We start from the raw sequence: 21500 nt of genomic DNA, 5'->3' as shown, positions 1-21500 counted from the left end.
CCACCGCTTCGCCGAACCTCACCCGCTTGATGCGGCTTCGATATCCGGCGCTTCGCGCCACCTTCTCCCGAGGGAGAAGGGAAAGGCAAAGGACACTGAAATGGCAGAACAATTCGACGTCGTCGTCATCGGTGCCGGTCCCGCCGGCTATCACGCCGCGATCCGCGCCGCGCAACTGGGCATGAAGACCGCCTGCGTCGACGCCGCGCTGGGCAAGGACGGCAAGCCCGCACTCGGCGGCACCTGCCTGCGCGTCGGCTGCATTCCGTCGAAGGCGCTGCTGGATTCGTCGCACCAGTACCACAACCTGACGCATTCTTTCGACCAGCACGGCATCAGCTTCAAGGACGCGAAGATCGACGTGGCCAAGATGATCGGCCGCAAGGACGCCATCGTGAAGCAGTTCACCGGCGGCATCGCCCAGCTGTTCAAGGCCAACAAGGTCGCTGCGTACTACGGTTTCGGCCAGTTGCAGCCCGGCAACATCGTCAAGGTCAAGCAGCACGACGGCAGCGAGGTCGAGCTGAAGGGCACCAACGTGATCATCGCCGCAGGCTCGGATTCCATCGAACTGCCGTTCGCCAAGTTCGACAACGAAAACATCGTCGACAACGTCGGCGCGCTGGACTTCACCGAAGTGCCGAATCGCCTCACGGTGATCGGTGCCGGCGTGATTGGCCTGGAACTAGGCAGCGTGTGGAAGCGCCTCGGCGCCGAAGTGACCATCCTGGAAGCCCTGCCCGACTTCCTGCCCGCCGCCGACGCGGAAGTCTCGAAGCTGGCTGCGCGCGAGTTCAAGAAGCAGGGCCTGGACATCCGCCTCGGCGCCAAGGTGTCCAAGACCGAGTTGTCCGGCAAGGGCAAGAAGAAGGAAGTCGTCATCACCTACACCGACGCTTCCGGCGAGCAAACCCTGACCGTCGACAAGCTGCTGGTGGCCGTGGGCCGCCGCGCCGCGACCAAGGGCCTGCTGGCCGACGGTACCGGCGTCAAGCTAGATGCGCGCGGCGTGATCGAGGTGGATGCGCATTGCCACACCGGCGTCGACGGCGTGTGGGCCATCGGCGACTGCGTGCGCGGCCCGATGCTGGCGCACAAGGGCTTCGAGGAAGGCATCGCGGTGGCCGAGCTGATCGCCGGCCTGCCCGGCCACGTCAACTTCGACACCATCCCGTACGTCATCTACACCTCGCCGGAAATCGCCTGGGTCGGCAAGACCGAGCAGCAGCTCAAGGCCGAAGGCGTGGCCTACAAGACCGGAACCTTCCCGTTTGCGGCGGTGGGCCGCGCGGTGGCGATGGGCGAGCCGGTGGGCTTCGCCAAGGTGATCGCCGATGCGGAAACCGACCGCGTGCTGGGCCTGCACCTGATCGGCCCGAACGTGTCCGAGTTGGTCCACGAAGGCGTGCTGACCATGGAATTCCACGGCAGCGCGGACGACCTGGCGCGCATCTGCCACGCGCACCCCAGCCTGTCCGAGGCCATCCACGACGCGGCGATGGCGGTGGACAAGCGCGCCATCCACAAGGCGAACTGATCGAACCCAATGGCACGAAAGGCTCCGCAAACGCGGAGCCTTTCGCGTTTCAGGCACGGCAACGGAGTCATCGATGAAAAGCATCTGCGTCTACTGCGGTTCCAATACCGGCGCCAAACCCGTCTACGCCGATCGCGCCGTCGCGCTCGGCCAGCGCATCGCCCGCGAAGGCCTGGCCCTGGTCTACGGCGGCGGCAACGTCGGCCTGATGGGTACCGTTGCCGACGCCGCGCTGCAGGCCGGCGGCGAAGTGATCGGCGTAATCCCCGAACAGCTGGTCGGCTGGGAAGTCGCGCACCAGGGCCTGAGCCGGCTCGAGGTCGTTGCCAACATGCACGAACGCAAGATGCGCATGTTCGATCTGTCCGACGCCTTCATCGCCCTGCCCGGCGGCTTCGGCACGTTGGACGAGATGTTCGAGATGCTCACCTGGCGCCAGCTCGGCATCGGCGACCGGCCATGCGCCTTCCTCGACGTGGACGGCTTCTACGCGCCGCTGATGGCCATGATCGACCGCATGGTCGAGGAACGCTTCCTCCACCCCGACCAGCGCCAAGACCTGTGGCACGGCGACGACCTCGACGCGCTGTTCGCGTGGATGCGCGACTACCGGCCGGCGCAGGCGGACAAGTGGATGGATGAGAAGCGGCGCAAGTCGTTGCGTTGAGCGCCGTCCCACTCGCCTTTCGTTGTGCCGTTGCTTCGCTTTTGCTCGTCATCCCGGCGGAAGCCGGGACCCAGCCTCTGCCTTTCATGGTTCAATTGGAACACGGTCTCCAATGGAAGGAAGCCATGAAAGAACCCTGCGTCTACATCCTCGCCAGCGGCTATCACGGGACGTTGTACATCGGCGTGACTTCGGACCTGATCCAGCGAATCTGGCAGCACAAGAACGATCTTGTAAGCGGATTCACAAACAAGTATCGGATTCATGAACTCGTCTGGTTCGAGCAACACGCGACGATGGATACTGCAATCGCACGCGAAAAAGCCATGAAGGAATGGAAACGGGCCTGGAAAATCGAACTCATCGAAAAGGAAAACCCTCGATGGCTTGATTTGTACCCGAAGTTGATCTGAGAGCAAAATCGAATGCTGGGTCCCGGCTTTCGCCGGGATGACGAGCAGAAGCGACGACGACAGCAACAGCAACAGCAACTACAACGACAGACTCGCAGGCAGTCACGATGCCCTCCTCGACCACCTTCAAAGCCTTCCGCATCCACAACGACACCGCCGGCTACCGCAGCGGCCTGGAACAGATCGCGCTGGACGACCTCACCCCCGGCGAAGTCGTCGTCAAGGCCGCCTACTCGTCGGCCAACTTCAAGGACGCTCTCGCTGGCACCGGCAAGGGTAAGATCCTGCGCAGGTTCCCGCTGGTCGGCGGCATCGATGTCGCCGGCCATGTCGTCGCGTCGACCGATGCGAAGTTCAAGGAAGGCGATCCGGTGCTGGTCACCGGCAGCGGCCTCAGCGAAACCCGCGACGGCGGTTATGCCGAATACGCGCGACTGGAATCGCAGTGGGTCATTCCCCTGCCCGCGGGCCTCGACCTGCGCGAAAGCATGATCCTGGGCACGGCCGGCTTCACCGCTGCGCTGGCGCTGTACCGGATGCGCGAAAACCGGCAAACGCCGGAACTGGGCCCGCTGGCGGTGACCGGCGCAAGCGGTGGCGTGGGTTCGCTGGCCGTGGATATCTTCAGCAAGGCCGGTTTCGAAGTGCATGCGATCAGCGGCAAGGCGGAACAGGCCGCTTACCTGCAGTCCATCGGCGCATCGCAGGTGCTCGGCCGCGAGACGCTGGCGACGACCCGGCCGATGGAGTCGGCGCGCTTCGGCGGCGGCCTCGACAACGTCGGCGGCCCGATGCTGACCAGCCTGCTTGCGCAGACCGCGCCGTACGGCAATGTCGCCTCGGCCGGACTGGCGGCGAGCGCCGACCTGCCGATGACGGTGATGCCCTTCATCATCCGCGGGGTGTCGCTGCTGGGCGTGGCCAGCGCCGGCACCGCGCGCGACATCCGCGAGGCGGTCTGGGAAAAGCTCGCCGGCGAATGGAAGCCGCGCCACCTCGACACGATCTGTACCCGCGAGGCGACGCTGGAGGAGCTCCCGCAGGTGTTCGACACGATGCTGGCCGGCGGTTCACTGGGCCGCACGCTGGTCCGGATTGGATAGCCTCCCGGCCAGGGCACGGAGCGGCATTGCCATCGCGCCACGGCTTCGGCCTACAATCGGGTCGACGCCCCCGAGTCCCTGGCCATGGCCCGCATCCTGATCGTCGACGATTCGCCTTCGCAACTGTTCGGCATCCAGCGCCTGGTCGAGAAGATCGGCCACGAATCGCTGACCGCCGAGGACGGCGCCAGCGGCATCGAGCTGGCCAAGCAGGCCCAGCCTGACCTGGTGCTGATGGACGTGGTGATGCCGAACCTCAACGGCTTCCAGGCTACCCGCCAGCTCAGCCGCGAACCGAGCACCCAGCACATCCCGGTGGTGCTGGTGACCACCAAGGACCAGGATACCGACCGCATGTGGGGCCTGCGCCAGGGTGCGAAGGCCTACCTGACCAAGCCGTTCGGGGAAGCCGAGCTCGCGGAGGTGATCGATCGGTTGTTGCCGATGACGGGAGCGCCCGCAAACGAAGCGCCGCCCGAAGCGACGGCATGAACTGTCACACCACTCCTACCCCATGACCGAAAATCTCGGCGCGATTCTGATCTGGGCTTCATGGGCTTACATTGCCGTTGCAGTCATCGCTGCCAGAGTGATGATCAACAAGGCGAGACGGGCGAATCCTACATATTTCCGTACTTCGCAGAATTCATCGCCTGATCCCTTCAACTTCGCAAGAGCTCGCGATATTTTGGAACTAATCGCGGACAGCTCGCCTGAGACAAAAGGATTTGATGCATCAATTCTCAGGCTAGCGCGAGTAGTCAAGGCCATGTATCTGTCTGCGCCGATTGCATTAATCCTATTTTTTATGGGAATACTAATTAGATAGGTCGGCGACCTCTCGAAACCGACTTACGCTAAAGTAGTCGCCACACCGGTGAAAGTCGGGATGGCGACATACTCCATTCAAGCCTACAGCTCGGTGGCATGCCTCCGACGCAAATGTTCAACCTAGCGCTTCCCCAAAACTCTCCGCTGGCTTGCGATAAGCCTCCCGCTGCGCCTCATCGCCCGCACGCGGCGCGGTGACTTCCAGCCGCCGTAGGTCGGGTTCACGTCGCCGACCGAATTCGACGTATGCGCTGCTGGCCATGCTGTACCGATCCACCTATCCACGCGTCGTCATTCCCGCGAAAGCGGGAATCCATGAGCGTTTCTGTTGCTGCTGCTTTCAAGGCGAAAAAGCGGATTCCTCACTATCGTTCGGAATGACAAAGCTCATGAGCAACGTCCATGGATTCCCGCTTTCGCGGGAATGACGAGCATAAAAGGGATGCGCGCCAGCGGACGATCCGGCTTTAGCCCGCCGCTTCGCCGAAACTCTCCGCCAGCTTGCGATAAGCCTCCCGCTGCGCCTCATCCGCCGCACGCGGCGCGGTGACTTCCAGTTCGACGATCTGGTCGCCCGCCGGATTGCCCGGCAAACCGCGGCCACGCAGGCGCAACTTGCGCCCCGCCTCCGAATCCGCCGGTATCTTCAATTCCACCGGCCCGCCCAGCGTCGGCACGCTCAGCGTCGCGCCCAGCGCCGCCTGCCATGGCGCCACCGGCAACACGTAGATGATGTTGCGGCCATCGACTTCGAATTGCGGATGCGCCGCGTATTCGATCTCCAGCAGCAGGTTGCCGCCGCCATTGCCCTGCCCGGCCAGACGGATCGACTGCCCCGGCTTGATGCCCTTGGGAATGCGCACGTCGAGCTGCCTGCCGTTCAAGTCGATGCGCACGCTGCCGCCGTCGTACACCGCCTGCAGCGGCACGGCGAATTTCGCCCGCGTATCGCCACGCGGCTGCGGTCCGCGCGCGCCGGACTGCGCGCGGCGGCCGAACAGGTTTTCGAAGAAATCGCTGAAACCGCCGCCGCTGCCGCCGGTGTTGCCGAAGATTTCCTCGAAATCGAAATCCTGGCCATTGCCGAAGCCGCCATGGCCGAAGTTCGGTGGCGGCCGGAATTCCTCGCCCGGGCGATAGCCCTGCGCGCGCAACTGGTCGTAGGCCGCGCGTTTCTGCGGATCGCGCAGCGCCTCATAAGCCTCGTTGACCGCCTTGAACTTTTCCTCGGCGCCGGCTTCCTTGCTGACGTCCGGATGGTACTTGCGCGCAAGGCGGCGATAGGCGGTCTTGATCTCGGCTTCGCCCGCACTGGGCTCGATGCCGAGGATGGCGTAATAGTCCTTGAATTCCATCGAATACCTCAGGGAACAAAGCGGCCCGCGGCATTGCTGCCGCGGGCCGATTCTACTCGTCGCTGGGCGTCGCGGTGGCGCCCGGCCGCATCACTGCACGGATTGCACGCCGACCTGGATCTTGCGTGGCGCGGCTTCCGGCTTCTTCGGAATGACGATTTCCAGCACGCCGTTCTTGCCGTGCGCCGAAATGCCGTCGGCATCCGCGCTGTCCGGCAAGGCGAAGCGGCGGTGGAAGCTGCCGTAACGGCGTTCGATGCGCGAGAAGCGTTCGGTCTGGGTGCTCGACTCGCTGCCGCGCTCGCCCTTGATGCTGAGGATGCCCTTGTCCATCTGCACCTCGATGTCGGCCGGATCGATGCCCGGCAGGTCGGCATAGATGACGAACCGGTCGGTTTCTTCCTTGATGTCGACCAGCGGCGCCCATTGCGCCGTGACCACGGCGGAACCATCGGTCTCGCCATTGTCGAAGAAACGATCGAACACCTGCTTGATCTCGTTCTGCAGCGCCTGGGCCGGCCACTGCTGGTAGCGGATGAGATTCATGGTTGGTCTCCTGCTGTACGTTGCGTTTGCGACGGCGACGGGCGCCGCCCTGACCACCCACGTAGGTGCCGCCCCGGGCTTTTCAAGGGGTTTTCCACCGCAGTCCGCTTGTATGTCGCGGCCCGACGGCCGATCATTCATTTTCCCGTTAGCTGCGAGGTCCCCCCATGACCATCAAGATCGGCGATTCCCTGCCCGAAGCGACCCTCAAGCGGATCGGCGAAGGCGTCGAAACCGTGGATACGCGTGCGTTGTTCGACAGCAACAAGGTCGTGCTGTTCGCGGTGCCGGGCGCATTCACCCCGACCTGTTCCGAACGCCACCTGCCCGGCTTCGTCGCCCATTACGACGATTTCCAGCAGCGCGGCATCGGCGTGTACTGCGTGTCGGTCAACGACCCGTTCGTGATGCAGGCCTGGGGCAAGGACCAGCACGTGCCCGACGGCCTGCAGATGCTCGCCGACGGCAATGGCGACTTCACCAAGGCGCTGGGCCTGGAAATGGATGCCAGCGGCTACGGCATGGGCCTGCGCTCGCGCCGCTACGCGCTGTACGCCGAGGACGGCGTGGTCAAGGGCTTGTGGGTCGAAGCGCCGGGCGAGTTCAAGGTGTCTTCGGCCGAGCACGTGCTGGCGCAGTTGGGCTGAGCCGTGTCCCGATGCCGTAGGGGGATTGGTTCGCCCGTCTCTCCGGCAACATTGCTGCGTCGACGGATCCATGTGAGCGCGCCCCGTTTGCACATGAGTCTGATCGTTGCGTTCACGGCAGGCGCAGGTTTTCTTTCTTCCGTTTTGCTGCAGGCGGCGGGCATGCAGCGCATGTGGTTGCGCTATGCACTGTGCATCGCCATCGCCTACGCCGTTTTCATCTCGCTGATCGGCCTCTGGCGGCGCTGGCGCGAATGGGATCTGTCGTTCGACTTGCCCGGTCCCGAGCATGCCGGCAACGCGCAGAGCTGGAGCGGCCAAGGTGGCTCCTCCGGCGGTGGCGGCGCTAGCGCCAGTTTCGAGGGTGTGCCGCTGGCATCCCCGCCAGAGTGCGCGGATGCCCCGGACCTGCCCGATCTGCCGGATGTCGATATCGGCGAAGGGATCTGGCTGCTGCCTCTTTTGCTGATAGCCGCGGGCATGTTGATTGCTGTGGCATGGTTGATCTGGGTCGCCCCGGTACTGCTTGCGGAAGTCGCGGTCGACGCTGCACTGTCTGCCGGCTTGTACCGCCGGCTTCGCCACTCCGATGCCGAAGACTGGCTCTTCGCAACCATGCGCCACACCTGGAAGCCCTTTCTGTTGGCCGGCGTCTGCGCGGTCATCATCGGGGCAATCCTGGGCCACATCGCGCCGGAAGCAGCTACGCTCGGTGAAGCGGTTTCACATTTGTCCCGTTAATGCGCGGAGCGATCCTGGCCTTCTCCCCTGGAGCACGTGCTGGCCGAGCTGACGCGAGGCTAACGAATGGTGGCCTAGGCTGAGCGGAGTTTTCCGCCAGCCAAAGGTCGACCATGTCCAAGCCCGCCAGGAAAGCACTCGTCACGACGCCGTTCACCGACAAGAGCACCCTCCGCGCCAACGCGCGCAGGGATATCGACAAGGGCGCCGTCACCCATACCTACAGCGCGGACCGCAAGACCGTCATCGCCAAGCTCAACGAAGCGCTGGCGACCGAGTGGGTCTGCGTGCTGCGCTATTACCGCCACTATTTCAGCGCCTCCGGCATGCTCGCCGATTCGGTCAAGGCCGAATTCCTCGAGCATGCGCAACAGGAGCTGGCCCACGCCAACCAGATCGCCGAGCGCATCGTGCAACTGGGCGGCGAACCCGATCTGGACCCGGCCACCCTCGCCGCGCGCTCGCACGCCGAATACAAGCCCGGCAAGGACCTGCGCGACATGGTGAAGGAGGACCTGGTCGCCGAGCGCATCGCCATCGACAGCTATCGCGAGCTGATCGATTACGTCGGCGACAAGGACACCACGACCAAGCGCATGCTCGAAGGCATCCTCGCGCAGGAAGAGGAGCATGCCGACGAGTTCGCCGACTTGCTGGCCGGGTGGATCGGCGATTGACCCTGCTTCCCTTCTCCCACCGGAAGAAGGTGCCCCGAAGGGGCGGATGAGGGCGGAAGTTATCAAGCACTAACGCAGCTCCCTCGCGCGTGTCGGCTTACGCCCTCATCCGGCGCTGCGCGCCACCTTCTCCCGGTGGGAGAAGGAAAGCCAGGAGCTATCGCAACACGCTGAAGCGCACCTGCTTCCACGCGCCGCTGTCGGCCAGCGCGGTGAGGGTGTGCTCGCCGGTTTCCTCGTAGTCGCGGGTGAAGGCCTGCGTGCCGTGGGTTTCGGCGATCCAGCGGCCGTCGAGCAGCCATTGCACGCGCGCTTGCGTGCCCAGCGCGCGCACCGCCAGCCGCGCGCCGTGCGAGCTGCCCGGCGCGCGGGCCAGCGTGGCGCGCTCGTTGATGCCTTCGATATGCAGTTCCTCGCCGGCATCGCGACCGTCGGCTGCGCAATCGGGCGATAGCGGCGGCAGCTTCGATTCCTGCCGCACCTGCGTCGGCAACCACGGCGACGCCAGTGCGGGCCAGCGCGCGATTTCCGCTTCGACCGCCACATGGGATTTCGTACATTCGGCGGAAAGGCGCAGGCCGGTCTTCGCGTCCTTGCGGAAACTTTCGCGCCCCGGATTCCACAGGCGCGCATCGCGCTCGGCGAAAGTGGGCGGAACCGCCCCATCCAGCGTCCAGGCTTTCATCCGGCGCTGGCAGAGACGCGGCGCGGCGGTTTCCGGCGGTAAGCCCAGCGGCCAGCAGATTTCGGCTTCGGCCACGGTGGCCGGCGGCGGCTGCGGCACGGCATCGCCGGGCGCGCGCGGCAGGCTGTCGATCGTCTCGAACATCAGCGGCAGCGCGGTCACCGCGCCGTACTGGCCCGGCAACGGCGTACCGTCCGGGCGGCCGACCCATACCCCGACGGTGTAGCGGCGCGTGCTGCCGACGGCCCAGGCGTCGCGGAAACCGTAGCTGGTGCCGGTCTTCCAGGCCACGCGCGGGCGCGCACCGACATCGAACGCGCCTTGGCCGTAACCCGGCCGCGGATTGGCTTCGAGGACCTCGCGCACGATCCACGCCGCGCCGGGCGACAGGATGCGTCGCTCCGTCTTCTCTTCCGCCTGCGTGTAACGCACGCGCCCCGCGACGCCGCCGCGATTCAGCGCGCTGTAGGCGCCGACCAGGTCTTCCAGCCGCGCGCCGGTGCCGCCGAGGATCATCGCCAGGTTCGGCTTGGCGCCGGGCGGATACTTCAACGCGATGCCGCCGTTGGCGAGCCGCGCGGAAAAGCGTGCCGGACCCACGCGGTCGAGCAGGTCGACGGCCGGCACGTTCAACGACAGGCGCAACGCTTCCGCCGCGCCGATCGGACCGTTGAACGCCGCATCGAAGTTGCCCGGGCGGTAACCGCCGAACGACTGCGGCGCATCGACCAGCAGGCTTTCGGAATGGATCAGCCCGTCTTCCAGCGCCAGGCCGTACAGGAATGGCTTCAGCGTGGAACCTGGCGAGCGCCAGGCCTGCACCATGTCGACATGGCCGAGCCGCGCCTTGTCGCCGAATTCGACGGAACCGATGTAGGCGCGCGCTTCCAGGCTGGCGTTGTCCATCACCAGCAGTGCGGCCGAAGTGCGTTCGGGCAGCTGCGAGAAATAGGCGGCGACGCGATCCTCCAGCGTGCGCTGCAGCCCGGGGTCGATGGTCGTGGCGATGCGCGCCACCGTCGGTTGCGTCTGGCGCAGGCGTTCGGCCAGCAACGCCGCATGCAGCGGCGGTTGCAGCGAACGTGCGACCACCGGCTCGATGCGCGCATCGTCGGCATCCGCCTTCGTCCATACGCCCAGGCCGACCATCCGCGCCAGTACCTTGTCGCGTGCGGCGCGTGCGGCTTCCGGGTGGCGATCCGGACGCAGGCGGCTGGGCGATTGCGGCAATACCGCCAGCAGCGCCGCCTCGGCCCGCGACAATCGCGACGCGGGTTTGCCGAGGTAGGCCCAACTCGCGGCCTCGACCCCTTCGATCGTGCCGCCGAACGGCGCGCGCTCCAGGTACAGGGTCAGGATTTCGCGCTTGGACAGGTGCGCTTCCAGCTGCAGCGCGCGCAGCAACTGCTTCAGCTTGCCCCAGGGCGTGCGCGAATGCCTGTCGAGGATGCGCGCGACCTGCATGGTCAGGGTCGAACCGCCGGACACGATGCGCCCGCCTCGGATCCACTGCCCGCCCGCGCGCAGCAGCGCCCACGGATTGACGCCCGGGTGCCGATAGAAATGCCGGTCTTCGTAATTCAGCAGAGCCTGCAGGTACAACGGCGACACGCTCTCCGGCGTGGCCGGGTAACGCCAGACGCCATCGCCGTCGGCGAATGCGCGCAGCGGCGTGCCGTCCCGCGCGACGACCAGCGTGCTGGTGTCGCGGGCTTTGGGCAGGGGCGGCGGGAAGGCGAAATCGAGGATCAACAGCGACGACAGGAAGGCGACCGCGCCCCAGCGTAGCCAGGGTAGGACTTGGCGAAAGCGTTGTTGTCGTTGCTGTTGCTGCTGCATTTGCTTTCGATTTGCCTTTCATCCCCTTGAGGCACGGCAATCGGGGCGGGTAAACCCCGCAGGGGCGGCGCACAAGGATGTGCGCCGCTTTCGGAGCCGCAGGATGCGGCTTCCGAAAGTTCCCGGCCTGATTGCGAACCCGCGCGCAGCGCGGGCGTGCCGCCGGGGTGGCTTTCTTTGGTTACTTTCTTTGCCGCCAAAGAAAGTAACCCGCCCGTCAGGGCGGAACGCCTCTGTCGGTACGACTCAAAAGCCAGATGGATCCCAGCTTGCGCTGGGATGACGAGCTAAGAGCAAGCAGAAGCATGCTCGCTTCGCTCGCGCCCCTCATCCGCCTGCGGCACCTTCTCCCCGCGCGTGGGGAGAAGGATGACCTTCGGCGGACAACCGGCTTGTCACGGCTGCACTACTGTAATCGTCGCCGGCGACACCTTGCCGATCCCACGGATGTCCGGACGATACATGTCCTCCACCAGCGGCGGCGGCACCGTGTACGTGCCCGGGGTCACCGCGCGAACCAGGTAGAACACCTTGGCCGTGCCTCCCTGGCTCAGCTTCAACGCCGCCACGTAGCGATCGTCGCGGTACTCCTCGTGCTTCACGTCGGCGGCGCTGGAGCGGTCGCTGATCCCGATGCCGTCCACCACCACGTCGGCCCATTGCTTGGCGTCGCCGAGATTGAAGTTCTCGATCTCCAGTCCCGCCGGCAACAGGTCGGTCAGCAACGCATCCGGCATCGAAGTGTCGGCGGTAATCTCGACCTTGACGATCAAGGCCTCGCCTTCCTTCAGCGCCCCGCCCTTCCACTCATTGCCATCGGTGGTGTAGTAGCTGCGCGAAATGCCGATCTTCTGGTTGTCCGGCGCCGGCGGCTTGCGCGGCACGCCGGCCGCTTCCAGGCTGACGTACAGCGGCGTCTCGCCCTTCGGCTCGAAGCGCACGCCACGCGCCAGCTGCGCGGCGTCGAAACCGCGGCCGACGATCTTCGCCGGCGCCGCTTCCACGCTTTCGTCGCCGATGCGCCAGGTACCGGACACCACGCGGCCCTGTTCGGCCATCAGCGCCCTGCCCAACCGCGCCAGCGCCACCTGTTCCTGCGTGCTCAGGTACAGCCAGCCGCTGCCGCGACGCGCGTCGATCTCGCGACCCAGCGCGACCGCACGCGCTTCGTACTCGGGCTTGGACAGCTTGTTCTCGCGCACCAGCGCCAGCATCAGCGCATCGTCGCGCAGTTGCGAGCCGTAGTCGCCCAGCCAGTACGGGCGATCCTTCTTCATCGCGAAACCAGCGGCGATGGCCGCCGCGCCACGCCGCTTGTCGCCCTGCAGCGACAGGGCGATGCCCAGGTGCACCAGCGACAGGCCGGTCAGGCTCTTGCCGCGCTCGTTGTCGTACAGCGCGCGCAGCGTGCCCAGCGGCGCGCGGTTGACCCGCGCCAGCACGTAGCCCGACCAGGCCTGGTTGGCGAAACGCAGGTGGTCGCGGTTGTCGTAGCCGTAGAACTGGTTGCCACCGGCCAGCAGGTCCTCGTTGAGCCGGTTCAGCGCCTTCTGCAGCACGTTGTCCGGCACGGCGAAGCCGGCCTGCTTGGCGTCCAGCAGGAACTCGGCCACGTACGGGGTGATGCCCGGCACGATGTAATCATCGTCGCCCCACATGCTGAAGTTGCCGTTGGCCACCTGCATCGAAGCGATGCGGCCGAATGCGCCTTCCATGCGCTCGCGGCGCTTCTTCGCATCCAGGCCGTCGATGCCCAGCATCTTCGCGGTCGGCTCGTCGAGGATCAGCCCGGCGTAACCCTTGCTGGTGGTCTGCTCGATGCAGCCGTAGGGATACTTCAACGCGCCGTCGAGCGCGCTGGCGAACGGAATCGGCGGCAAGGCGCTGACCACGATGCGCGCGTTGACCGAGCCGTTCATCAGCCCGCCGGTGAAATCGGCATCCATCGAAACCGGCGCGAGGCTGTCGAGCACCCGGGTCTGCGCGCGCACCACCTGCGGCCAGCCGGCGCGCACCGGCACGTCGTACTTGCGGTCGACCTTGAAGCCGTTGCCGTCCACGCGCACGCGGACCTGTGCAGTGGTGTAGCCCTCGCCGGCGCTGATCGGGAAGCTCAGCGTGGTCTTGGCGTTCGCGCCCAGCTTGGCGCTGCGGCCGGACTGGGCGATCGACAACGGGCCGATGCCGTCCACCTTGATGTCGAACGCACCCGGCTTGCCGGTGAAGTTCTGCACGTCCAGGGTCAGGGTGCTGCGGTCGCCCGGCGCCAGCACGCGCGGCAGGCTGGCTTCGGCGACGATCGGCGCGCGCACCAGGGTTTCCTGGTCGCGGTTGCCGTAGCGTTCGTCCGAGTAAACCATCGCCGACACGCGCAGGGTGCCGTTGAAGTCGGGTACGCGCAGCGCGATCTTGGCGTTGCCCTTCGCGTCCAGTTTCACCGGCCCGGCGAACAGGTCCACGGTCTGCACGCGCGAGGTCGGCCGCTTGGCCTGCGGCAACGCCGCCAGCGCCATGTCGCCGCCGAAGCGGATCTTGGCGCTGCCGCCTTCGAAGCTTTCGATCACCCGGCCGTATACGTCGTAGGCGTCCACGCCCAGGCGGCGCTGGGCGAAGAAATGTGCGTTGGCGTCCGGCACCGGGAAGCGGGTGATGTTGAGGATGCCCACGTCCACCGCCGAAACGGTGACGTAGGCGGGCTTGCCGGCCAGTTCCGGCGCGCTGACCGTCACCGGCAGGTCCTGCTCGGGGCGCATCTGCTTGGGCGCGTTCAGGCCCACCGCGATGCGGCGCGCCTTGCGGTCCATCGGCACGTGGGCCACGCCGACCGCGCGCGCCGGCGTGATCTTGCTCGGCGCCGAACCGCCGCGGAACACCAGCGCGGTGACGTAGACGTCATGGCGTTCCCAGTCCTTGGTCACCGGGATTTCGAAGGTGCTGCCCGGCTTAACGTCGATGTCCTGCACGTACAGCATGCGGTCGCTTTCGACGATCAGCAGGCCCTTGCCCGGGTGCGGCGGGGTCGCCGTCACCTTCAGCGTGTCGCCGGCCTTGTAGCCGGTCTTGTCCAGCGCCAGCTTGACCTTGTCGGGACGCGCATCGAGACCACGGTTTTGGTCGTCCCAGCTCCAGCCGGCATTGAACGGATAGCGTGTGGTCAGGCCGGTGGCGGGATCGAACACGTCGAGGCGGTAGCCGCCCCATTCCACCGGATAGTCGACCTTGGCCACGGTCGCGCCGACGTCGACCGCCTTCGTTTCCAGGTTCTCGAAGCGCTGGGTGTAGTCGTAGTCCCAGCCGCCGTCCTCGTCGTAGTTCCAGTGGTAGTCGCGGTGCTCGCGCACCAGGGTGACCTTCAGGCCTTTCGCCGGTTGCGGCTTGCCCGTGGCATCGACGCGGGTGATTTCGAAACGCGCGTTGCTGTTGGCGTCGGCGCCGTCCTGGTCGTCGAACAGCGGGCGCACGCCGACCAGCGCGGCGGCCGGCCACATCACCTTCTTCAGCGTGCGGTTGACCGTGCGGCCGCCGGTTTCGTAGACGCTGCCGGAAACGATGGCGGAAATCGGCGTGACCGGCTTGGCCTCGGCCGGCAGCGAGACGGCTTCCTCGTAGACGCCCTCGTCGTTGAAAGTGGCGTCGATGATGTCCTTGGCTTCCTTCGGCAGGCTCAACGTCGGGTCGCCGAAGAAGAAGCCGGGCAGTTGGTCGAGCGGATGCTGTTCCACCGCGACCGCCAGCTTGGCGGTGAAGCGGTTGCCGGCCGCCGGCGCGCCGTACAGATAGGCGGCCTTGGCCTGCAGGCGCAGCGGCTCTCCTGGCTTCAACGTCGGCTGTGCCGCATCGAGGTCCAGCTTCATCCGCTCGGGCAGGAATTCCTCGATGCGCAGGGTCATGCCCTGCACCGCTTCCTTGCTGGCCGGATCGGTGCGGAATTCGACCTCCCAACGACCGGTCGGCGCCTCGGCGGGAATCTGCTGGACGAAACTGAAATAACCCTGCGCACCCGGCTCCAGCCGGGTTTCGCGGAACACCTTGCCGTCGGGCTGCTTCAGGCGCAGGAAGATCGGCTGCGGCTTGACCGGCTTGCCGTCGTTGTCGCGCAGCAGCGCGTTGATCCGCACCGTTTCGCCCGGCCGGTACAGGTCGCGGCCGGACCAGGCGAACACGTCGAACCACGCGTTCTCGCGCCCGGACACGGCGAATTCCGACAGGTCCAGCGCCGGCTGGTTGAACGGCAGCATCGACACGTCGCTGCCCTTGCGGGCGACCAGCACGTGGCTCGCGTCCAGCTTGTAGTTCAGCAGCGCATTGCCGTTGCCGTCGGTCTCGCCCTTCAACGCCAGTTCGCCCTTGGCATCGAGGATGCGCAGCTCGACCCCGCCGGTCGCGGCGCCGCTGTTCAACGAAGCCGTATGCACGAACAGCTTGTCCTTGTACGCGCGCGCGTGCAGGCCGATGTCGCTGACGGTGAAGAACGCGGTCTCGAACTCGCCGCTGAACTTGCCGGTGCGCTTCATCACCGCGAAGTACAGGCCCGGTTCCTGCAGTTCCGCGATGTCCTGGATCGGCAGGTAGGTCAGCAGGCGCTCGTTGGGCTTGCCGCCGAGCAGGAAGCGGTTGACGTAGACCGGCTCGGCCAGTTCGCCGATCGGGGTGTGTTCGTCGTAGTCGCTGTCCAGGTCCCAGCTGCCGCGGCGCCCGCCGCGCTGGTACTCGCTGAAGAAGCGCGGCAGGTTCTTTTCCGGCACGCGCAGGAATTCGACGTCCACTTCCTTGACGTTGATCGACACCACCGGCAGGCCGCGGCTTTCGCGCGCGGGCAGCACGCTGCCCTGCGAGGCGAAGCCGACCACCGGGTCGAGCTGGCCGGTATGGACCTTTTCCTTCAGCTCCTTGCCCAGCCGGCTGCCGTCCGCGGCGAGCAGGTCGGCGCGGATCGCCACTTCGTAGTCCTTCGCCGCCTCCACCGACGGGAAGCGCAGGATCATGCCCTTGCCTTCGCCGTCGTCGTCCAGCACCCAGCTGCCCTTGACCACCGCGCCCTTGTCGTCGGTCACCGACAGCAGCGCGTCGAAGTCCTGGGTGCCGACCAGCACGCGGCTGAACTCCACGGCGATGGCGACGTTGCCGTCGTGCTGGTCCGGGTACGCCCCGACCAGGCCGAAACCCTTGACCTCGGCTTTCTTCGCCTGGATCGCCTCGCCGCTGGGCACGGGCAACTGCCCGGTCTCGCTGCGCTTGCAGCCGGCCACGGCCAGCAGCAGTACCCCGAAAAAGAAAAACGCACGCCAGCCGATGCCGCGTGCGCCCGTGCCCTGTCCCTGCCGAATAGCCGAAACCATGTCCGCTCCTGCGTGCTGTTCGCGCCACGACGCCCGCCGTGGCGTATCGAAGAAAAAGTATAGAACGTTATCCGGCCCGGATCGCAGGACAAAAAAACGCCCCTTCCGGGGCGTTTTTTTGTAACTACGCCATCATGCGCGGACGCACGGACCGACTGTCGTCAGGCTCCGGGACGCGTTTCGGTTTGCGCCGCATCGCCGGCGGTTTCCTCCTCGTCGTCCAGCGATGCGTCCAGGCGTTCCAGCGCCTGCAGCACTTCGCCCTCGCCCAGCCGGATCAGGGTCACGCCCTGGGTGTTGCGACCGACCTGGGAGATTTCCGACGCGCGGGTGCGCACCAAGGTGCCGCCATCGGAAATCAGCAGCACTTCGTGGTGGTCGGACAACTGGATCGCGCCGACCAGCCGGCCGTTGCGCTCGGTGGTCTTCAGCGCGATCACGCCCTGGGTGCCACGACCCTTGCGCGGATAGTCGGCGACCGGCGTGCGCTTGCCATAGCCGTTCTCGCTGGCGGTGAGGATGTCGCCGTCGCCGTCGACCACGACCAGGCTGACCACTTCCACGCCGCTGGCATTGCCGGCCACCGCGTCCTCATCGCCCGCGGCCGCGTCGTCCGCGACTTCGTCCGCATCGGGGGAAACCAGGCGCATGCCGCGCACGCCGGTCGCAGTGCGGCCCATCGAACGGACCTTGTCCTCTGAGAAGCGTACCGCGCGGCCATTGCTGGCGAACAGCATGACGTCGCGTTCGCCGTCGGTCAGCGCGGCGCCGATCAACGCGTCGCCGTCGTCCAGGTTGATCGCGATCTTGCCGCGCGCCAGCTTGAACGCGAACTCGGTCAGCGGCGTCTTCTTCACCGTGCCGTTCTTGGTGGCGAAGAACACGTAGCGGCCTTCGGCGTACTCGCGCACCGGCAGCACCGCCTGCACCTTCTCGCCGGCTTCCAGCGGGATCCAGTTGACGATCGGACGGCCGCGGGCATTGGGACCGGCTTCCGGCAGTTGGTGCACCGGCAGCCAGAACACCTTGCCGCGACTGGTGAAGGTCAGCAGCGTGTCGTGGGTGTTGACCAGCCACAGCTGGTCGATGAAATCCTCGTCCTTGGTCGCCGCCGCATTGCGTCCGCGACCGCCCCGGCGCTGGGCGCGATAGGCGCTGGCCGGCTGGCGCTTGGCGTAACCGGCGTGCGACAGGGTCACCACCACGTCTTCGGGCGCGATCAGGTCGAGGATGTCGAGGTCTTCCTCGCTGGGGCGGATCTCGCTGCGGCGGGCGTCGCCGAACTCGGCCTTGACGTTGAGCAGCTCGTCGCGGATCACCTGCAGCAGCACTTCCGGGTTTTCCAGGATGCGGATCAGGCCGGCGATGGTGTCGAGCAGTTCGCGGTATTCCTCGGTCAGCTTTTCCTGCTCCAGCCCGGTCAGGCGATGCAGGCGCATCTCGAGGATCTGCGTGGCCTGCACGTCGGTCAGCTGGTATTCCCCGCCAAGGAAACCGACGCCCTGCGGCAGGTCTTCCGGACGCGATGCCTCGGCGCCGGCCGCGGCCAGCAGCGAGCCGACCAGGCCCGGCGCCCAGCGCTTGGCCAGCATCTTCTCCTTGGCTTCCTGCGGATTCGCCGAGGTCTTGATCAGTTCGATCATCTCGTCGATGTTGGCCAGCGCGACGGTCAGGCCTTCGAGGATGTGGGCGCGGTTGCGCGCCTTGCGCAGTTCAAAGATGGTCCGGCGGGTCACCACCTCGCGGCGGTGGCGGACGAAGGCTTCCAGCATCTGCTTCAGGTTCAGCAGCTGCGGGCGGCCGTCGACCAGGGCGACCATGTTGATGCCGAACACCGATTCCATCGGCGTCTGCGCGTACAGGTTGTTCAGCACCACCTCGGCCGATTCGCCGCGCTTGACCTCGATGTAGATGCGCATGCCGTCCTTGTCGGACTCGTCGCGCAGCTCGCTGATGCCCTCGAGCTTCTTCTCCTTGACCAGCTCGGCGATCTTCTCGATCAGCCGCGCCTTGTTCACCTGGTAGGGGATCTCGGTGACGATGATCGCCTCGCGACCGGTGCGATCGTCGACTTCGACTTCGGCCTTGGCGCGCATGCGCACGCGGCCGCGGCCGGTACGGTAACCGGCGAGGATGCCGGCGGTGCCGTTGATGATGCCAGCGGTGGGGAAATCCGGACCCGGGATGTACTGCATCAGTCCATCGACGTCGATGGAGGGATCGTCGATCAGCGCGATCAGCCCGTCGACCACTTCGGACAGGTTGTGCGGCGGGATGTTGGTGGCCATGCCGACGGCGATGCCGGCCGAGCCGTTGACCAGCAGGTTCGGGAACCGGGTCGGCATGACCGTCGGTTCCAGTTCCTTCTCGTCGTAGTTGGGCTGGAAGTCGACGGTTTCCTTGTCGATGTCGGCCATCAGCTCGTGGGTGAGCCTGGCCATGCGCGCTTCGGTGTAACGCATCGCCGCGGCGTTGTCGCCGTCGATCGAACCGAAGTTGCCCTGCCCGTCCACCAGCAGGTAGCGCAACGAGAACGGCTGGGCCATGCGCACCAGGGTGTCGTACACCGACTGGTCGCCGTGCGGGTGGTACTTACCGATCACGTCGCCGACGATGCGCGCCGACTTGTAGTAGGGCTTGTTGCTGTGCGCGCCGAGTTCGTTCATCGCGAACAGGACGCGGCGGTGCACCGGCTTGAGACCGTCTCGGACATCCGGGAGGGCGCGGCCCACGATCACGCTCATCGCGTAATCGAGGTAGCTCTTGCGCATCTCGTCTTCGAGGTTGACGGGGATGATTTCCTTGGCGGTATCGGCCATTCGGGTTCCGTGCGGCTAGCGTTGACTGCGGCCAAAAACCGGGCCGCCGGAACGGGTCCGGCAAGCGGTTTTCAGGGGTGAATTTCGACCCCGAAATTGTACCACAGACAGGCCTGTTTCCGGTCGGGATTTGGCCGGGAAAATCAGGCATTTAGGCCTTGGTCCGCCCTTTGGAAGCCGAACCTTCTCCAGGAGCTTCCTCACGCGATGACAATCGGCGTGGGAGTGGTGGCGCAGCCACCGGTAAGTCGCGAATTGTCGAAGACTTGGAATTGGGGCCGTAGCACCCACCAACCTGGTACGAAGACCTGGTTCGCTCACCCCTCGGTTGTGGCCCGCTGAGGGAAGCTCGTAGCTCCGACATTCGCGACTCACGTCGCTCCCACGCCTACTTTTCTGGCCAAGCTCAACCGCCGAACGCCGCGCGCATCTTCTCAACGGTCGGCCGCTCGATCACGCCCTTCTCGGTCACGATGGCGTCGATCAGCTCGCCCGGGGTCACGTCGAACACCGGGTTCCAGGCGCGCACGCCTTCGGCGACCGTGCGTACGCCGCCAACGCCGAACAGTTCGCCCGGGTCGCGTTCCTCGATCTCGATCAGGTCGCCCGAAGCGGTATCCATGTCCACCGTCGAGGATGGCGCCACGACCATGAACTTGACTCCATGGTGGCGCGCGGCAATGGCCAGCGCATAGGTGCCGATCTTGTTGGCGGTGTCGCCGTTGGCGCAGATGCGGTCGGCGCCGACCACAACCCATTGCACCGCTCCGGTCTTCATCAGGTGCGAGGCGGCGGAATCGGCGATCAGGGTGGCGTCGATGCCGTCCTGCTGCAGTTCCCACACGGTCAGGCGCGCGCCCTGCTGCCACGGCCGGGTTTCACCTGCGAACACGCGCTCGATGCGCCCCTGAGCCACGCCTGCGCGAATCACGCCCAGGGCGGTGCCGAATCCTGCGGTAGCCAGCGAACCGGTGTTGCAATGGGTGAGCACACCGCTGCCCGGCGCGATCAGCGCCGCGCCGAGGCCGCCCATCCGCTGGTTGGCCGCGAGGTCTTCCTCGGCGATGGCCAACGCTTCCAGTTCCAGCACGCCGCGCCAATCGCTGCCGGCATGGGCCAGCGCCGAACGCATCCGCGCCAGCGCCCAGGCCAGGTTGACCGCGGTCGGGCGCGCGGCGTTGAGCCGTTGCAGCGCCGGTTCCAGCTTCTGCGCGGCCTCGGGACCGCTATCGGCGACGATCTCGCGCGCCGCCAGCACCGTGCCCCAGGCGGCGGCGATGCCGATGGCCGGCGCGCCGCGCACGGCCAGTGAGTGGATCGCGGCGGCGACTTCATCGCCGCTGGTGCAGCTCAGGTACTCGACCTTGAACGGCAGCAGGCGCTGGTCCAGCAATTCCAGCGCCTCGCCGGTCCAGCGGATCGGGCGGATGCGGTCGTAGCGCGCGTAATCGATGGTGTCGTTCATGGCGGCAGTTTAACCGCCGCCGATGACGAAGACCCGCTCGTCAGGCCGATTCGTTCAGTAGATCCTGAATTCCGCGCGGCAGCCGCGATCGACCCAGATGCCGCCACGGTCGTAGCCCCAGTTGTAGCCTTCCTGGCAGCGGGTCTTGGAAATCTGCCGGGTCAACTGCACGCCGCTCCGCGTGTCGGCGGGACAATATTTCTGGCGATTGTCGTTGGAGTCGCAACGGATGGTTCTTCCGTAGCCGTAACCATCGCCATTGCCCGGATAACCGCCGCCCCAGCCGCCACCGCGTCCCAGCGCGAATTCGGCCCGGCAACCGCGATCGACCCAGATGCCGCCACGGTCGTAACCCCAGTTGTAGCCTTCCTGGCAGCGGGCTTTGGATATTTGCCGGACGACGTGCACGCCTCCACGCGTGTTTGCGCGACAGTAGTTCTGCCGGCCGTCGTTCGAATCGCAGCGGATCACCTGTCCGTAGGCATTGCCATTGCCCGGATAACCGCCGTTCCAACCTCCGCCGCGTCCGCTTGCGAATTCGGCCCGGCAACCGCCACTGACCCACACGCCGCCACGGTCGTAACCCCAGTTGTACCCCTGCTGGCAACGCGTCTTCGAGACCTGCCGCACCAACTGCACGCCACCTCGGGTATCGGCCGGGCAGTAGCGCTGGCGATTGTCGTCCGAATCGCAACGGAACACTTGCCCATAGCCATTGCCATAGCCGCCCCGGTAATCCTCATAGCCACGATCCGGGTAACCGTAGGATTGGGCCATGGCGGTGGAAGCGAGCAGCATGGCGGACAAGCCCAACAACGTCTTCATGGCGAATCTCC

The 21500-nt window shown here is 66.1% G+C and carries 16 protein-coding genes; 9 read left to right on the top strand and 7 right to left on the bottom strand.

The window, feature by feature from the left end:
- Positions 1 to 100: 100 nt before the first annotated feature.
- The 6 genes from lpdA (at position 101) to J5837_RS12260 (ending at position 4549) form a co-directional block, all read left to right on the top strand.
- Positions 101 to 1537 carry a dihydrolipoyl dehydrogenase gene (gene lpdA / locus J5837_RS12285; protein WP_210537068.1) on the top strand — a complete coding sequence of 479 codons (1437 nt, stop codon included), beginning with the start codon at positions 101 to 103 and terminating at the stop codon, positions 1535 to 1537.
- A 73-nt stretch (positions 1538 to 1610) separates the two neighbouring features.
- A complete protein-coding gene (locus J5837_RS12280; RefSeq protein WP_210537067.1) occupies positions 1611 to 2204 on the top strand; it encodes an LOG family protein in 594 nt (197 codons plus the stop codon).
- Positions 2201 to 2617, top strand: a complete 417-nt coding sequence (locus tag J5837_RS12275) for a GIY-YIG nuclease family protein (RefSeq protein ID WP_342345543.1) — start codon at positions 2201 to 2203, stop codon at positions 2615 to 2617. The genes J5837_RS12280 and J5837_RS12275 overlap by 4 nt, the downstream gene beginning before the upstream one ends.
- 107 nt (positions 2618 to 2724) lie before the next feature.
- The gene (locus J5837_RS12270) at positions 2725 to 3720 is read left to right on the top strand and encodes a YhdH/YhfP family quinone oxidoreductase (protein WP_210537066.1); all 996 of its coding nucleotides are present in this window, start codon (positions 2725 to 2727) and stop codon (positions 3718 to 3720) included.
- Positions 3721 to 3804: 84 nt separating this feature from the next.
- Positions 3805 to 4212: a twitching motility response regulator PilH gene (gene pilH / locus J5837_RS12265; RefSeq protein ID WP_210537065.1), complete on the top strand. Its 408-nt coding sequence runs from the start codon at positions 3805 to 3807 to the stop codon at positions 4210 to 4212.
- A 22-nt stretch (positions 4213 to 4234) separates the two neighbouring features.
- Complete coding sequence (locus J5837_RS12260) at positions 4235 to 4549, top strand: hypothetical protein (RefSeq protein WP_210537064.1); 315 nt, start codon at positions 4235 to 4237, stop codon at positions 4547 to 4549.
- A gap of 469 nt (positions 4550 to 5018) precedes the next feature.
- Here J5837_RS12260 and J5837_RS12255 read toward each other — a convergent pair whose 3' ends face one another.
- Together J5837_RS12255 and J5837_RS12250 are read right to left on the bottom strand one after the other, a co-directional pair.
- On the bottom strand, positions 5019 to 5906 hold the full coding sequence (locus J5837_RS12255) for a DnaJ C-terminal domain-containing protein (protein WP_210537063.1): 888 nt from the start codon (positions 5904 to 5906) through the stop codon (positions 5019 to 5021).
- Positions 5907 to 5996: 90 nt separating this feature from the next.
- Complete coding sequence (locus J5837_RS12250; RefSeq protein WP_210537062.1) at positions 5997 to 6452, bottom strand: Hsp20/alpha crystallin family protein; 456 nt, start codon at positions 6450 to 6452, stop codon at positions 5997 to 5999.
- A gap of 167 nt (positions 6453 to 6619) precedes the next feature.
- Here J5837_RS12250 and J5837_RS12245 point away from each other — a divergent pair, with 167 nt between their 5' ends.
- The 3 genes from J5837_RS12245 (at position 6620) to J5837_RS12235 (ending at position 8517) form a co-directional block, all read left to right on the top strand.
- Complete coding sequence (locus J5837_RS12245) at positions 6620 to 7099, top strand: peroxiredoxin (protein WP_210537061.1); 480 nt, start codon at positions 6620 to 6622, stop codon at positions 7097 to 7099.
- A gap of 93 nt (positions 7100 to 7192) precedes the next feature.
- Positions 7193 to 7840: a hypothetical protein gene (locus J5837_RS12240; RefSeq protein WP_210537060.1), complete on the top strand. Its 648-nt coding sequence runs from the start codon at positions 7193 to 7195 to the stop codon at positions 7838 to 7840.
- Positions 7841 to 7953: 113 nt separating this feature from the next.
- A complete protein-coding gene (locus J5837_RS12235; protein ID WP_210537059.1) occupies positions 7954 to 8517 on the top strand; it encodes a ferritin-like domain-containing protein in 564 nt (187 codons plus the stop codon).
- 157 nt (positions 8518 to 8674) lie between these two features.
- Here J5837_RS12235 and pbpC read toward each other — a convergent pair whose 3' ends face one another.
- The 5 genes from pbpC to J5837_RS12210 form a co-directional block, all read right to left on the bottom strand.
- Positions 8675 to 11041: a penicillin-binding protein 1C gene (pbpC, locus tag J5837_RS12230; protein ID WP_210537058.1), complete on the bottom strand. Its 2367-nt coding sequence runs from the start codon at positions 11039 to 11041 to the stop codon at positions 8675 to 8677.
- 395 nt (positions 11042 to 11436) lie between these two features.
- Positions 11437 to 16380: an alpha-2-macroglobulin family protein gene (locus J5837_RS12225; RefSeq protein WP_210537057.1), complete on the bottom strand. Its 4944-nt coding sequence runs from the start codon at positions 16378 to 16380 to the stop codon at positions 11437 to 11439.
- 161 nt (positions 16381 to 16541) lie between these two features.
- Positions 16542 to 19199: a DNA gyrase subunit A gene (gene gyrA / locus J5837_RS12220; protein ID WP_210537056.1), complete on the bottom strand. Its 2658-nt coding sequence runs from the start codon at positions 19197 to 19199 to the stop codon at positions 16542 to 16544.
- A gap of 406 nt (positions 19200 to 19605) precedes the next feature.
- Positions 19606 to 20664 (bottom strand): S-methyl-5-thioribose-1-phosphate isomerase, encoded by a 1059-nt coding sequence (mtnA, locus tag J5837_RS12215; protein WP_210537055.1) that lies wholly within the window; start codon positions 20662 to 20664, stop codon positions 19606 to 19608.
- 54 nt (positions 20665 to 20718) lie between these two features.
- A complete protein-coding gene (locus tag J5837_RS12210; RefSeq protein WP_210537054.1) occupies positions 20719 to 21489 on the bottom strand; it encodes a DUF3011 domain-containing protein in 771 nt (256 codons plus the stop codon).
- Between the last annotated feature and the right edge of the window lie 11 nt (positions 21490 to 21500).

This window comes from Pseudoxanthomonas helianthi (assembly GCF_017939625.1).
GTDB lineage: Bacteria > Pseudomonadota > Gammaproteobacteria > Xanthomonadales > Xanthomonadaceae > Pseudoxanthomonas_A > Pseudoxanthomonas_A helianthi.
Note: the sequence above shows the minus strand (reverse complement) of the source record. Positions and strands in the feature narration are given on the sequence as shown.

What these genes read in the sequence shown, in the direction of transcription:
- lpdA (WP_210537068.1), top strand. Translation starts at nt 101, where the DNA reads ATGGCAGAACAATTCGACGTCGTCGTCATCGGTGCCGGTCCCGCCGGC.
- J5837_RS12280 (WP_210537067.1), top strand. Translation starts at nt 1,611, where the DNA reads ATGAAAAGCATCTGCGTCTACTGCGGTTCCAATACCGGCGCCAAACCC.
- J5837_RS12270 (WP_210537066.1), top strand. Translation starts at nt 2,725, where the DNA reads ATGCCCTCCTCGACCACCTTCAAAGCCTTCCGCATCCACAACGACACC.
- pilH (WP_210537065.1), top strand. Translation starts at nt 3,805, where the DNA reads ATGGCCCGCATCCTGATCGTCGACGATTCGCCTTCGCAACTGTTCGGC.
- J5837_RS12260 (WP_210537064.1), top strand. Translation starts at nt 4,235, where the DNA reads ATGACCGAAAATCTCGGCGCGATTCTGATCTGGGCTTCATGGGCTTAC.
- J5837_RS12255 (WP_210537063.1), bottom strand. Translation starts at nt 5,906, where the DNA reads ATGGAATTCAAGGACTATTACGCCATCCTCGGCATCGAGCCCAGTGCG.
- J5837_RS12250 (WP_210537062.1), bottom strand. Translation starts at nt 6,452, where the DNA reads ATGAATCTCATCCGCTACCAGCAGTGGCCGGCCCAGGCGCTGCAGAAC.
- J5837_RS12245 (WP_210537061.1), top strand. Translation starts at nt 6,620, where the DNA reads ATGACCATCAAGATCGGCGATTCCCTGCCCGAAGCGACCCTCAAGCGG.
- J5837_RS12240 (WP_210537060.1), top strand. Translation starts at nt 7,193, where the DNA reads ATGAGTCTGATCGTTGCGTTCACGGCAGGCGCAGGTTTTCTTTCTTCC.
- J5837_RS12235 (WP_210537059.1), top strand. Translation starts at nt 7,954, where the DNA reads ATGTCCAAGCCCGCCAGGAAAGCACTCGTCACGACGCCGTTCACCGAC.
- pbpC (WP_210537058.1), bottom strand. Translation starts at nt 11,041, where the DNA reads ATGCAGCAGCAACAGCAACGACAACAACGCTTTCGCCAAGTCCTACCC.
- J5837_RS12225 (WP_210537057.1), bottom strand. Translation starts at nt 16,380, where the DNA reads ATGGTTTCGGCTATTCGGCAGGGACAGGGCACGGGCGCACGCGGCATC.
- gyrA (WP_210537056.1), bottom strand. Translation starts at nt 19,199, where the DNA reads ATGGCCGATACCGCCAAGGAAATCATCCCCGTCAACCTCGAAGACGAG.
- mtnA (WP_210537055.1), bottom strand. Translation starts at nt 20,664, where the DNA reads ATGAACGACACCATCGATTACGCGCGCTACGACCGCATCCGCCCGATC.
- J5837_RS12210 (WP_210537054.1), bottom strand. Translation starts at nt 21,489, where the DNA reads ATGAAGACGTTGTTGGGCTTGTCCGCCATGCTGCTCGCTTCCACCGCC.